General features: G+C 61.4%; 10 protein-coding genes and 2 pseudogenes. 3 read left to right on the top strand and 9 right to left on the bottom strand.

The genetic code is table 11. The annotated features are described in order from the left end of the window. Positions 1-592: 592 nt before the first annotated feature. The 7 genes and pseudogenes from J2805_RS18560 to J2805_RS18530 all read right to left on the bottom strand — a co-directional run. Positions 593-784, bottom strand: a complete 192-nt coding sequence (locus J2805_RS18560; protein WP_309978864.1) for a GNAT family N-acetyltransferase — start codon at positions 782-784, stop codon at positions 593-595. 92 nt (positions 785-876) lie between these two features. Next, positions 877-1299, bottom strand: a complete 423-nt coding sequence (locus J2805_RS18555) for a GNAT family N-acetyltransferase (RefSeq protein WP_309978862.1) — start codon at positions 1297-1299, stop codon at positions 877-879. Positions 1300-1657: 358 nt separating this feature from the next. Beyond that, complete coding sequence (locus J2805_RS18550; protein WP_309978861.1) at positions 1658-2422, bottom strand: SLOG cluster 4 domain-containing protein; 765 nt, start codon at positions 2420-2422, stop codon at positions 1658-1660. Positions 2423-2993: 571 nt separating this feature from the next. Continuing rightward, a pseudogene (locus J2805_RS18545) lies at positions 2994-3476 on the bottom strand (recombinase family protein); the annotation flags it as partial. Further along, complete coding sequence (locus J2805_RS18540; RefSeq protein WP_309978859.1) at positions 3469-3813, bottom strand: hypothetical protein; 345 nt, start codon at positions 3811-3813, stop codon at positions 3469-3471. The gene J2805_RS18540 and the pseudogene J2805_RS18545, both read right to left, overlap by 8 nt. Positions 3814-4024: 211 nt before the next feature. After that, complete coding sequence (locus J2805_RS18535; protein ID WP_309978858.1) at positions 4025-5188, bottom strand: Fic family protein; 1164 nt, start codon at positions 5186-5188, stop codon at positions 4025-4027. A 320-nt stretch (positions 5189-5508) separates the two neighbouring features. Continuing rightward, positions 5509-5691 (bottom strand): annotated as a pseudogene (locus J2805_RS18530) (recombinase family protein); the annotation flags it as partial. Between the two features lie 319 nt (positions 5692-6010). On the opposite strand from J2805_RS18530, the gene J2805_RS23960 reads away from it, so the two are divergent. Together J2805_RS23960 and J2805_RS18525 are read left to right on the top strand one after the other, a co-directional pair. Continuing rightward, the gene (locus tag J2805_RS23960; protein ID WP_396134427.1) at positions 6011-6304 is read left to right on the top strand and encodes a helix-turn-helix domain-containing protein; all 294 of its coding nucleotides are present in this window, start codon (positions 6011-6013) and stop codon (positions 6302-6304) included. Continuing rightward, positions 6304-6978, top strand: coding sequence for a hypothetical protein (locus J2805_RS18525; protein ID WP_309978856.1), 675 nt, complete (start codon positions 6304-6306; stop codon positions 6976-6978). The genes J2805_RS23960 and J2805_RS18525 overlap by 1 nt, the downstream gene beginning before the upstream one ends. On the opposite strand, the gene J2805_RS18520 is transcribed toward J2805_RS18525, so the two are convergent. Further along, positions 6953-8113, bottom strand: coding sequence for a hypothetical protein (locus tag J2805_RS18520; protein ID WP_309978855.1), 1161 nt, complete (start codon positions 8111-8113; stop codon positions 6953-6955). The two genes, J2805_RS18525 and J2805_RS18520, sit on opposite strands and share 26 nt — an antisense overlap. Next, a complete protein-coding gene (locus tag J2805_RS18515; protein WP_309978854.1) occupies positions 8110-9153 on the bottom strand; it encodes an ImmA/IrrE family metallo-endopeptidase in 1044 nt (347 codons plus the stop codon). The genes J2805_RS18520 and J2805_RS18515 overlap by 4 nt, the downstream gene beginning before the upstream one ends. Before the next feature lie 313 nt (positions 9154-9466). On the opposite strand from J2805_RS18515, the gene J2805_RS18510 reads away from it, so the two are divergent. Beyond that, positions 9467-11974: a helicase C-terminal domain-containing protein gene (locus J2805_RS18510; protein WP_309978852.1), complete on the top strand. Its 2508-nt coding sequence runs from the start codon at positions 9467-9469 to the stop codon at positions 11972-11974. Positions 11975-12524: the final 550 nt, after the last annotated feature.

Below are 12524 nucleotides of genomic sequence, written 5' to 3'. Positions count from 1 at the left end.
ATCGCAGCCGTAGCCGTGTCGAAGCCGACGACCTCGAAGCGGCTGTTTAGCGCGTCCAGGTCTCCCGTCGCCGTGTCGAGGCCTTTCGGGTGGGGGTTGTAGCGGTCCGCGGCGTGCAGTCAAATGACGATGCCAACTCCCGCAACGGTTCGGGGCACCCCCAACATCGCGCTGGAACCGGAGGACGCCCACGCCAAGCTGTAGGTATGGCGAGTCCTCGCAGGCCGGGTGGAGGGGGTTCCAGACGGAGGCAGAAATGTGTTCCTGGCCGGTTTCTCAGACGGTCAGGGGCCTAGACGGCGTCACCGAAGGCCGCGGCGAGCTCCTTCTGGTAGGCAATGTGGATCCATAAGACCCGGCTCTTGCTAACCGGGGCGCACTTCTCCTCGGTGACCTGTCGGCGATTCTCTGGAAGGACAGCCCCTCGGTCTTGAGGGCGTGGACCTCCTCGGCCGTGACCTCCAAGGGGACGGTGGCTGGCGTCGCGGGCTCCGGCCGACGCCTTGGTCGCGCCGGTCCGATGGACGAACATGGCCACGAGGTGGGAGCAGGTCGAGTCAGCGGGGTTCTCCGCGTGATTGGCGAGCGAGGTTCAGGCAGGGGAGCTGTGCTCGCCGTGCAGCCACCCGATGACGGATCCATTCTCGGCCGCGACGTGCGTGCCCGGCCCGGTCGGGGCCCCGTCCTGCCGGTAGCCCCGGGCGTGCTCCGGGTGCCCGTTCCACGTCTGAAGCAGGTCCGTGAGCTGGGCAGCGTCGAAGGCGGTGGCGGTGCGGATCTCCATGCCGTGATCGTATCGTCAGCCCGCGCTGTCCCTGGCCATGGGCCAGTGCTCCATGCTGATGCGTCGGTTAGCCGGCCATCGCAGCGTGAAGCCTAAACGCTCCTAGAAGCGCCAAAGCCGTTCCAGGTCCGCGTTGGCATCCGGGTGGACGTAGGCCATGATGTTGCCTTCCTCCTCGCTCTCCTCCAGGAAGGCTTCCACGAGGTCCGTGCAACACCGTCGTCCTGGTGGGCGACGTCGACGTACATCGCGAGCAGCACGGAGCACCTCCAGTTTGGCCGGTCCGCGTAGTCCCCCATCTCGTTCGCGTTTTCGTTGGCGTGGCTGCCGGTGAGCCACCCGACGATGGTGCCGTCGCGCTCGGCAACGTGGGTGCCTGGGCCGTTCGGTCCCCGGCGGTTGGCGTAGCGCTCGGATTCAAACTCGTGCCTATCCCAGTGCTTGAGCAGTTCTGCGAGCTGGGGTGCGTCGTGGTGGGTGGCGAGGCGGATCTTCACGCCACTGATCCTACTCACAGGACCGGGCCACTGTGGGGTGTTTGGGCCTTGGGGCAAGGTGGGCTAGACGCGCCGGCGCAGCCGGGGGTCGGTAGAGCTGGCAGATGTCCTCGCCACGCTGTAGGGCTACCGTCCGAGTGACGGAGCCTTAGTGGAGCGAAGCACCTGAGCAGCAATCGCGCCAGCTGAATGCCTAGTGGCGGCAGAAACCATTTGGAGAACGCCCAGTTCTCTCATGAACGGGAGTTCCCTTAGCCGCTGCTGCTCCCGTTGTTTAAACGCCGAGTTCATCTGAGCATGTTAGATCCAGTACGTGGAGCATTCGAGAATAGGACACCCTAGGCCTAGCCAGGTGACAGCAGATGTCGCGATGGAATCAGTCACGACCAGCCGCCGTCAGCCAAGCTGAATAGATGCGTTCGATATCCGCATGGCCTGCGACATCGTGTGGAAAGAAGCCGGGGAAGGCACCCATGGGAGGAAGCCTCGCCAGTATCCAGTCCAAAACTTCTTCCTCAGAAGCATTTGCTGAGAAGTAGGCATACGGGCTCACGACATCGCTGAGCCCGTTCTTGACGGCTGTCGCTCCCACCTGATGTCGTTCCAACTTGTGCGCGCCGGTCATTTTGAAGGTTTTGATTGTCGCCTTGACCAAGTTGGCCAACGCCGCTGGCCGGTTTCCATCCAGATCGCAGTCCTTCTTCCACCCATCACCCACCAAGGCTATGGGCCGTCGAAGCAGAAGGCAGGAGGCAAGTTCGGACTTGGTTCCATCACCACCCTCTAGACAGATAGCGCCGTCCGTCATGCAGGCTTCCAGATAGTTGCGATGATGGTTCAGTGTGCTTGCGATGGCGAACCCACCGTCTCCCCGCGTCCACGTCGCCGCAGCTATTTTTTCTTCTATTCTGCCGACGCCCACCCAAGATTCTGTGCCGGGTCTGATAGCACCTTGAATGGCTCGGTTCTTCACAGGTGCCTTGGCGGGGCCTGTTCCCCCTGTGAGAATAATCCAATTACGAGATGCGATGGCCCGCCCAAACCGTTCAGCTCGCTGGAGCGTTGGTTCTGTGTTGCCTGTGCTTCCCCCAAACACAGCTACGATTGGGCGAGCTCGTGACAATTTCAAATTCTCGTTCATATTGTCCTCATTTCGGACTTGGCATCGTCACCAATCACGTAGGGCGAGACAGAAACAACTGCTTTGGTGTCACAAAGAAGTCCCAACGCTGCAGGCCGCTGTCCGGACCGTGCACGTGGATCGCATACGTTGAGGAGATGTTTGGGTTCCAGGACCAAACCCGAGCCACCCAACAAACGAAAAGACCCCGGGAGTAAACCGTGGACCTTTTCTGAAACTAAAAGCTTATTGTGATGCCGCAAATTTCTGTTCCCACATGATTCGCAACCTTGGATACAACAAACCTTAAGTCCTCTAAGCATTTTAGGGTAGACCGGTGCGGGGCTCGGCGGCAAGGCTCCGTACAGCGGGAACAAAGTTGAGCCGGCGAACCCATGGGCGTCTGCTCGTGCGGCACTAACGTCGGCTGGCGTCCACAAAAGCGGTTCTTCGCAGATGAGCGTGATTAGGGCCTGAGGCTGGCGCCGCGACGTTGGATGGTGCTCCCGCAACTTAACGCCGATAACCGATATTCCGTCAAGCCACGGCCGCGCGGACTATTGCACATCGACGGCTCAGGCAGGGGAGCGGTTCACTCCAGCTTGGCGTGGCGCAGGTACTGGTAAACAGTCTCCCTGCTGATCCCGTAGTCACGGGCAATAACAGCTTTCGGAACACCTTTACCGGCGCGCTGGACCAGCTCGGCCGCGCCCGTTCCGGCGTGAGGGTCTTTTTCCGCCCTTTGTAGGCGCCGCGTCGTTTGGCCAGGGCGATGCCTTCCCTCTGCCGTTCCCTGATGCGGGAGCGCTCGAATTCGGCGAAGGCCCCCATGACGGAGAGCATGAGGTTGGCCATGGGGGAGTCCTCGCCGGTGAAGACCAAGGTTTTCTTTGACGAACTCCACCCGCACTCCTTTGCGGGTGAGGCCCTGGACAAGAGCACGCAAGTCATCGAGGTTCCGGGCGAGCCGATCCATGCTGTGAACCACGACGGTGTCCCCGTCCCGGGCGAACCGCAACAGCTCGGTCGGTTCCGGCCTGGACGTGTCCCGGCCGGACGCCTTGTCCTTAAACACTGGTTAGTTGACCCAGCCAACGCTTCGCCGCGCCCTTCCGGCGGGCCGGCCGCATCGCCCTTGCATCAGTTCTTCCAGTGCACCAAATGGACGCATCGTGCTCTATCGGAGCGATCTCCCGTCGCCGCAGACTCACCAAGAACGCCGTCACACCGACATCGACGGTGTCGATGATGGGCGCCTCGCCGTCACGCTCGATGTCGGCGTTCCGGTAGAGCTGGCCACAGGAGGGGCAAAGCGTGTGGACGTCGTCGTCGTCGGGGCCATGCCGCCGGACCTGCGGGGACTTCAGCTTCCTCGATATGGACCGGGAAGCCAGCGAGTTGGCAGCGATCATGCCCTCGTCTCCGGCTGAGTTGCCGCAGACACAGGTCTGGCTGGCTACGTCTTTATTGATGACTTCTGCTGCTCGGCCATGATTCTCCGCAAATGGATCGAAAATTCGCAGGTGTTCCTGTCCAACCTAATGCGTACGGAGCCAGTTTTTTGCGTTCACGGCCAAGGGGGTCGGTGGTCCGACCCCTTGGGCAGCCGCTTCTGTCTCTGCGTCACTTTGCTGCCGCGGGCGCATTCTCGGCGAGCCGCTTGTTGAGCCGGTCGACCTCATCCAAGACTTCCGTTGCAGCCCAGGCCCGGTGGCGCTGGGATGTCCCGACCAAGCTGATGACTCCGGCCTCGGTGAGCCGTTCCAGGGCGCCGTACACGGACTTCTCAGCAACGCCGGCAGCGTAGGCGGCGCTGTGGGCCTCAAACACGGGCCGCTCGAGCAGCCAGGGGATGATCTTCTCGTCGGCAGACCCCTTTCGGGGTTTCGCCATCTCCACCCACTGTGCAGGCAGGGCATCCAAGGCTGATACGGATTCACGTGCCGCATCCGAAGCGTGGAGAGCCGATTGAGCCAGGTACAGGACGAAAGGGTCAACATCGCCGGTCCGGTAGTTGTTGACCAGGCTGAAGTACATGTCGACGTTGGCGACCATCGCCGAGGCAATGGGTGTGACGGTGTTCTTGGTGAGTCCGCGGCGACGGGAGATCGCTCCGATTAGAGCACGCCCGATGCGTCCATTGCCGTCTGTGAAGGGGTGAATGGACTCAAACTGGGCGTGAGCGATGGCGGCCTGAGCCATGATCGGGATGTCCTTGCGGTTGCAGAAGACCATCAGGTCCGCCATCAGGTCCGGAACGAGCTCCGGCGGGGGTGGGACGTGTATAGCTCCGCGAGGCGAGTAATCGCTGCCACCGATCCAGTTCTGAACATCCCGCACCTTCCCGGCGTGCGGGCCGTCGACCGGATCGTCCTTCATAAGGGTGTGGTGAGCCGCGAGCAGGTCCTTCAGCAGGATCTCGCCGGTGTGGCCCGCGGCGTTGATCATCGCCTGCACCGCGTCAGCAGCAGCAACCATGGATCGCGCGTTGTCACTGGCTTTCAGCCCGACCATGGCGCGTGCATAGTCCTCGCGGTTGGCATTGACGTGCTCGATCTTGGAAGACGATACTGCTTCACTGCGCAGCAGGAAGCCGCTGATTGCGGCCATACGGGAGCTCGCTGTGACATCCAGGGAGGCAACCGCTACGGCTGCCTCTTCAAGGGCAACTATGGTTTCGCGGCTGGGGGAGTACCAGAGGTCGGAGATCTGGGGCGGCAGGGAGACGACCACTTCCGTGAATTCGCGGTCCTCACGGGGTGGGCGGCCCGAGGATTTCCATGGCATGGTCTTGCTTCCATGCGCTGGCCAGGAATCGGTCATCGGTTCTCCTAAGTCTGAATAAGAGCGAGCTTATTCCTATTTTCGGGCCAAAGTACGAATAACGGCGTCATTGGTCATGGTTTGTGACGATCCAGTGGGGAGCAGCGCCGGCGGCCACCGCGAGACGCTCCGGCGCTTCTCGTCGTCGTCACGGTGGTGCTTGTGCTCGCTGTGGTGATGATGGTCGCTGCGGCGGCGGTGAGGGTCCCGGTGGTAAAGACCTAAGTCATCTGCAGGTAGAGGCCGCGGCTAAAGAGGAAGACCATGATCGCGGGGAAGCAAGGCAGGGCTTTTGGAACACCGCCGCCGGCGCGTTGGACGAGTTCGGCGGCACGTTCCGGTGTGAGGGTCTTTTTGCGCCCTTTGTAGGCCCCTGCGCTGTTTCTCGAGGGCGATGCCTTCCGCTGGCGTTCTCTGATGAGGGAGCGTTCGAATTCGGCGAAGGCGCCCATGACGGAGGCCTGCAAAACGCCGAATTAGTCACGGAACGGGAGTTCTCGCAGCTACTTCTACTCCCGTTGTTTTAACGCCGATAATGAAGATTCTGTAAAGCGCTGGCGCCTCAGGAATGCTGTTTATCTTTGGTGGCCTTTCCTTTTACGTCCCCCCGCCGGAACCGCGCCGCCCCTCCGCCGAGGCCTTTCCCTGAGGCGAGGGCCGCGTCGACATCGTTCCGCTCAAATCATCCTAGATTCCGGATTCCGGGATCTAGGATAGAATCAGGGTGTGAGTGTTATCGTTGGTGGCGAGCTTGGATGGTCCAAGGCCCTGTTCGGGAATCAGCACATGCTTCGGATAGGGGCATGGATAGCTGATGCTGGGGGTGAATTCACCTGTCAGTCAGTGTCCGAAGGGACGGGGATCGCGGCGAGCACGGTGCACCGGACCCTTCGGCAGCTGGTGACGGTGGAATTGCTGGCGAGGATTCCACGGTCACGGGGGAGTAGAACCCAGAGCTATGAGCGCCAAGCTCACGGATTTTGGGACGCGGTAAGGGTACTGTTCGAACAGGCCGGACCTGCAGAGCCGCCAAGCGTCAGGGGCAAAACCTCGAACGTGGACCGGAAAGGAGGAGCGTGATGCGCGGACGAACGCAATGCCAAGATCTTGTCATCACCGAGGGTGAAGACCTTCGGGTGGCGCCCCTTCGCGTCCGGGGGGTGGATGCGGTCCTGGAGTTCGAAATCAACCGAACGGAACTGGCCCGACGTGGACCCGAAAATCATGGCGTGGCTTCGCTTGACACCTACAACGTCCTCAAGGAAATACCTATTGGCGCGGCACAGCCGGAGACGGCCTTCTCCTCATACGAGTGGCGCTTGTTGCGGCGTGCGCGCTGGGCGGTAAGCTTCGAGATCGCATCGAACGGTGGAGCCACCGTAACCCGGCATGCCCGCCCTCCGATCTCCGTAAAGCGTGCCAATATTTTCGGATCTTCGTGGATGGCCGCACTCAAGCGGGCCAGCCGGTTTGCGCCGTATTGCGAACGCAGGATTGTGCTGCCCCGAATACCCGACGACGAGATGCACCTGGCGCTGGAGGCGTCCTATCTGGGAGTGGGTGTGGCAGTCCAGACCGGGGCGGGCGGACAGGCTGGATCCCTGGAAGACATTGTGCCCGCGGCTCCCTTCCTCGCGATGAAGCTCACTGGCGCGGCATGGAAATTCGCCGAAACGGTCTACGACCAGTCACACCTTGGCATGACGGTCGTTCCGCCCCGGCGTAGTCCTAGTGGTCCTGCACCCCGAGTTTGATCCACTGCTTGACCGCGGCTGGCGGGTCAACCGTAGTTGCCGTATACCCGGCAAGGTGTTCCCTGGCTGTCTCGGCTGATTCCAGCTTTTCCCTCCACCACTGCTTCAACTGGTCCCGGCCGACCTCCCGGACCTCACTGGCCAAGGATGTCAGCGTGGCAAGGTTGTGCAGGTGCCCTGTGAGCCGGTCCTCTGACGATCCGGAAAACCTATCGACAGGCTTCCCGCCGCATATTGTGCAGTCGCAGGTAAGGGACGGGACGTTGGCGAACCAGTTTTCCTGCATGTAGCTGCTGCGGGCGTACCGGAGCAGGGTCGGCAGCAGAATGTTTGGTGTGGTGTCAGCCGGGTTGATGGCTGTGGATTTCTTGCTAGGGTCCTTGCCGCGCCTGAGGCTGGGGAGCTGGCCGATAACCGAAGCGAGTGCACCGAAGGTCAGAGCGTCAAAGCCTCCGATGTCTGCCCGCCACGCGATGGCGTCGGGGACGCTGCTGAAGAATTTCCGGTACCCTTCGGGGACGCCGCGGTGGCTCAGGGGATCGCTGCTTCCGTCACAGAGAGTGAGCGCGACGGGGTGGATGCTCTTCTTCGCGATGGTGATGAGCTGGTTGATGTGGTCTGGCTGGCACCATTTGTAGTGGACGGGCAGCAGGAGAACGATGTCGTCGCCCACTACCTCGTTCGCGAGTTCAACTGCCTTTTTGGCAGGGCGTGAATCACCGATATCGATGAACCCTGTCGGGGTCAGGGCGATGTTCGTGCCGCATTGCCGCTGGCCCTGCAGGACGTCATCGAGGGTTTCCTCGATGATGCCGCCTTGGTCCAGGTGAAAGGGCTGGGTGGCGGTGGCGGTGTAGGTCGTTGCTGACTTGGGTTCGATGGCGAGAACAAGGTCCGGGCGGTAGTGGCGGATCGCCTTCGCGTCCGCGTACGCATTGGACCCGGCAAGAACCAGACCGCCCAGTTCCTTGTTGATGTGGTTGGCGGTGGCGAAGGCATCGGACGTGGTCAGGGACAGAACCCTGGAATCCAACGCCTGTACCGCTCGGGTGCGGACGCCGGTTGTCTGGTTCCGGGCGATGGAGGCTCTGCCGGGTCTCGTCCTGTCCGGGAAGGTGGGCGTGTTCGAAGTCATGCTGCCTCGATTCGGTAGGTGCTTTCAAAGCGGGAGGGGTTCATTGACGCGGCCAGTGCTATGTCCTTGATGCGTTCGCCCTGATTCAGCCTGCGCTCGATCGCGCGGTGGATCAAAGCTGGGGCTTCGGCCGGGATCTGGACGGGCTCGGACTTCCTGTAGCCGGCCTTCGAAAACTCGATGTTCATTTGTTTGTACTTGGATTCGGAGATTTGTCCGAGGTCTCGGGCCCGGCGCAGGAGGGCAGCCATTGAGACACCCCATTTGGTTTTCAGTTTGGCCAATCGAGGGATGCTGACGTCGCTTAGTTCTGTCCGGATTGACGAGGCAGGCATCAGGAATTCGCTGGCGAACCGGTCTGCCTCCGTCTCCTGGTTTTCGGTAGGTATCTCGTGCATGACTGCGTGCCCGAGTTCATGGGCTAGCGTGAACCTTTGGCGGTCGGCCGGGGCGTGGTCGCTGAGGATGACAAGTGGCCATTGCTTCGCCGGCCAGCTGACGAGGGCATCGATGCGTGTTGACCCAAGGTCCATTCGAAGGACGGCCACACCACGGTCTTCCAAGACTCCTACGAGGTTCTCCAGCGGTCCGTCCTCAAGCTGAAGCTCTTCGCGAAGATCCCGTGCGACGTCTTCGGGGGTGATGTATCCGTCTTCGGGGAGCGGGGTGCGGTGCAGGCGGGCCGGCGGCCTGTCGTTCCCGAAGATAGCGGCGATCTGCATATGAGCTAGATCCAGTTGCGCGCGGATTTGGTTTGCCCTGGACACGGGCAGTGTTGCCCTCTTCCGGTGAAAGATATGCGAGGGGGTACCCAGGTCACCTCGGGTGAGTTGCAGTCCTTCGACCGGCACATCAAGCGCTTTGGCCAAAAGCTGCATGCGCTCCTGGTCCAAGGTGACCATGCCGCTTTCGACCTTGGACAGTAAAGCTTGGGAAAGCCCTGTTTGGGCGGATACCTCTTTTTGGGTCAGGCCGCGCGCAACCCTGACCGTGCCAATGATCGGGGTAAGGCTGTCGTCCCCGGCGGGTTCTGCGCTCATGGTTACAGTATGAAAGTGATGGAGCTCTATGTCAACAAAAATATGCAGAAATATTCCTGCTGATCCCTAGGCGGCTAATAAAGCAGTTGAGCGGCGCGATTATTTCTGGCTGAACTCCTGGGCCGGGGCGGACTTGCAGGGTGACGGGGTATGTGGCGGGTACTTACCGGCCCTACAACGGCTGCACGGAAGTTGTTGCTCGCGGTTCCGCGGCTCACCGGGCCTCTTCCGATCCGCCGGAGGTTGTCGTCGCCCTTCCCGCAGCCAGTAGTGTTATCCATCATCACGTTCGCGACACATTGGGGGCACAGGCATGGCGTTCGACTTCGGGAAACTCGCAATGAGCGGGGAGCTGTCGTCCATTACCGATCCGGAGGCTTTGTTTGACGCTCTACCAAACAAAGATGAGGGCTACGGCTACCTGCGGTCAGTGCAAAGCGACGTGCTGCAGGCGTGGCGGGATCGTCGGGACAGCCGGGACCTCGTCATAAAGACAAACACCGGCGGTGGCAAAACAATCGTCGGGCTGCTGATACTCCAATGCTCCCTGAATGAGGGCCGCGGACCAGCCATGTACATCACGGCCGACGCCCACCTCGCCGCCCAGGTAAGGGCCGAAGCCGATGCGCTCGGACTGGAAGTAACGGATTCGCCGGACGATGAGAGCTTCCTCTTCTCCCAAGCGATCCTTGTCGTCTCCGTCGGCGTCCTCATCAATGGGAAGACCCGCTTCGGCCTCGAAGGAAGCACGACCTCACGGCAACCCATCAGTGTGGGCAGCGTGGTAATCGACGATGCGCACGCGGCAGTCATGGAACTGGAAGGCAAATCAAGCCTCCGTATCCCTTCAACCCATGAAGCCTACGAAGAGGTCATGAACCTCTTCATCGAGGACCTTGAAGCGCAAAGCAGCACAACGCTGATGGACATTGCGTCCGGAGTTCACTCGGCGGTTCTGCGGATACCGTTCTGGTCCTGGCGGAAAAAGCGAAGTCAGGTCCTCGAAGCGCTGCACCCACACAGAAAGGAGAAAGTCTTCGAGTGGGTGTGGCCGCTGCTGTCAGACCAGCTTGAACTGTGCCAGGCGGCCGTGACCTCGGCCGGGCTGGAAATCATGCCCCAATGCCCTCCCATCCAAAAATTCCCGAGCTTTTCCGAGGCCCAGCGGCGCGTGTACCTGACGGCTACCCTGGCCGAGGACAGCGTCCTGGTAACCCATTTCGACGCTGATCCGGCCAGCGTTGCTGACCCCCTCGTGCCTGCGTCGGCGACCGACCTCGGCGACCGCCTCATCCTCGCCCCCATGTCGCTCAACCCTCGCATTAATCACGAGCAGGTCCGGGAGATGGCGGCCGGGCTCGCCGAACAACACAACGTTGTTGTCCTCGTGCCCAGCCATGCCCAAGCGCAGGAGTGGGGCTCTGAAGCGAAGGCCACCGTCAGCACCATGGAGGAGATCGGCGAGCAGGTACAACGGCTCAACGAAGGCCACGTTGGGCTGGTAGTCATCGTAAACCGGTATGACGGAATAGACCTGCCCGGTGATGCCTGCCGTGTCCTCATCATCGATGGCATCCCGGAGGCTTACACAGGCATTGAACGCCGTGAAGCAGCTGCCTTGCGCAAGAGCAGGGCCATGACCTCCCGCCAGGTACAGCGCGTCGAGCAGGGCATGGGCCGCGGAGTCCGCAGCCGCGACGACCGCTGCGCAGTCGTCATTCTGGGCGCTGGCCTGACCCGCCTCCTCGCAAATGCTGACGCCGCAAGCCAACTTTCCCCGGCCACCCGGGCGCAACTGAGCATGTCGCGTACCGTCGCAGCAGGCATGAAGGATGCCTACGTGCAGGACATCGCTTCCGTCATCGAACAGGTTGTTTCCGGCGACCAGAAATTCCGCGAGGCCTCCCGCGGCGCCCTCAAAGGCGTTGCCTATGGCGCAGCAACCGTCGACCCGGCCGCAACCCACCTTAGAAGCGCCTACAACGCAGCGGTACGCGGTGACGCCCGCGCCGCCGCCGCTCACGCACAAGAAGCTGTTACCGCCGCCCACGCTACCGGCGACGCACGCTACGGCGGCTGGCTCTCCGAAACCTTGGCCGGCTACACCGATGCATTCGACCCTGTCAAAGCACAGGCTGAATTGTCTGATGGACGAAACCACAACATGGCTACTCTGCGGCCAATAGCCGGCGCGGCGTATGAACCGATGGAGGCCGCCACGGCCCAGGCCGACGCATGCCGGGACTACCTCCGCGAAAACTTTGCCAATGGGGCCGAACTGATCCTGGGCGGCCAGGCGATCCTCGACCAATTGACGTGGAACCCCAATCGCACCATAGAGGCTGAGGCAGCACTGGCCGACCTGGCAGCGCTCTTAGGTATCCGGGGCCAGCAGCCGGAGGAAGAACAAGGTGTGGGCCCCGACGTTCTCTGGGCCCTCGGCAACCACACATACGCCGTGCTCGAGGCCAAAACCGGCTCTCAAGGTGATTTCATCTTCAAGAAGGACATCAACCAGCTGGCCGGCTCCGTGAACTGGTGTGAGAGCAACTACGGTACGGACGCCCGCATCATTCCTGTCATGGTTCACCGCAAAACAACCGTCGAGCGAACCGGCACCCCGCCAGTCGGCACGAGGATCGTGAACGCGAATGGTCTGAGGGCATTTAAAAGCGCCGTCGTGGCCTTCCTCCTCGCTCTCGGCGACGATTTCGGCGATGCCGCCAAGATTTCAACCTTGCTGGAGGAAAACGGGCTAACTGCCGGGCAGATCTTCGCTGCGGACTCGCCCTGCTCCGAAGGCGCCAGCACGCAACGGTGAACAAACGATAACCTTTCGAAGTTCCTCTGAAACTCCGAAGTCTTCGAAGTAACAGTCAAGTGCGCACCAATGAACGCGCGTGGCCCCGCAGTTGCAGGAATGGAACCGCTGGGCGAGCTAGCGCGTCACGGTCCTTGGAAAATGCAGAATAGGAGAGTGCAGCGGCTCTGGGCAGCCATCATCGGCAACCCTTACAGGAAACGATCTGCAACGTCCTCGTCGTAGATGGTGGTAGGTGGCGGGAAATCCTGTCTGCTGCGCTTGGGCTGGGCGCCAAGCCGAGGCTTCGGCTCACCTTTCGTAGGGGTACAGGCGTCAGCCGGGGCTTGCAGGAAGTCGAACCGACGGAGCGTTCCGGTACACTGAATGGAGCCCTTAGTTAACCTTCAAGTAATTTACTGGCACCCCTGCGTATCGAATGTCCGCGTATTCGTTGGTGGCTTCGTCTCTCGCGCGGCTATTCCCAAGTTCAAGACCGGCGGTTACCGTTGGGCCATGACGGGTAGCGGGCGACGTAACGCCTGGTTGCGGATGACAGACATGATGGGTC

The sequence above is a fragment of the Arthrobacter oryzae genome (assembly GCF_031454875.1).
Lineage (GTDB): Bacteria > Actinomycetota > Actinomycetes > Actinomycetales > Micrococcaceae > Arthrobacter > Arthrobacter oryzae_D.
The sequence above is the reverse complement of the archived record's forward strand: the minus strand, read 5'-3'. Positions and strand labels throughout refer to the sequence as shown.

Excerpts from the sequence above, each read along its gene's own strand:
- J2805_RS18510 (WP_309978852.1), top strand. The coding sequence starts at position 9,467 with ATGGCGTTCGACTTCGGGAAACTCGCAATGAGCGGGGAGCTGTCGTCC.
- J2805_RS18560 (WP_309978864.1), bottom strand. The coding sequence starts at position 784 with ATGGAGATCCGCACCGCCACCGCCTTCGACGCTGCCCAGCTCACGGAC.
- J2805_RS18520 (WP_309978855.1), bottom strand. The coding sequence starts at position 8,113 with ATGACTTCGAACACGCCCACCTTCCCGGACAGGACGAGACCCGGCAGA.
- J2805_RS18540 (WP_309978859.1), bottom strand. The coding sequence starts at position 3,813 with ATGATCGCTGCCAACTCGCTGGCTTCCCGGTCCATATCGAGGAAGCTG.
- J2805_RS23960 (WP_396134427.1), top strand. The coding sequence starts at position 6,011 with ATGCTTCGGATAGGGGCATGGATAGCTGATGCTGGGGGTGAATTCACC.
- J2805_RS18525 (WP_309978856.1), top strand. The coding sequence starts at position 6,304 with ATGCGCGGACGAACGCAATGCCAAGATCTTGTCATCACCGAGGGTGAA.
- J2805_RS18515 (WP_309978854.1), bottom strand. The coding sequence starts at position 9,153 with ATGAGCGCAGAACCCGCCGGGGACGACAGCCTTACCCCGATCATTGGC.
- J2805_RS18550 (WP_309978861.1), bottom strand. The coding sequence starts at position 2,422 with ATGAACGAGAATTTGAAATTGTCACGAGCTCGCCCAATCGTAGCTGTG.
- J2805_RS18535 (WP_309978858.1), bottom strand. The coding sequence starts at position 5,188 with ATGCCATGGAAATCCTCGGGCCGCCCACCCCGTGAGGACCGCGAATTC.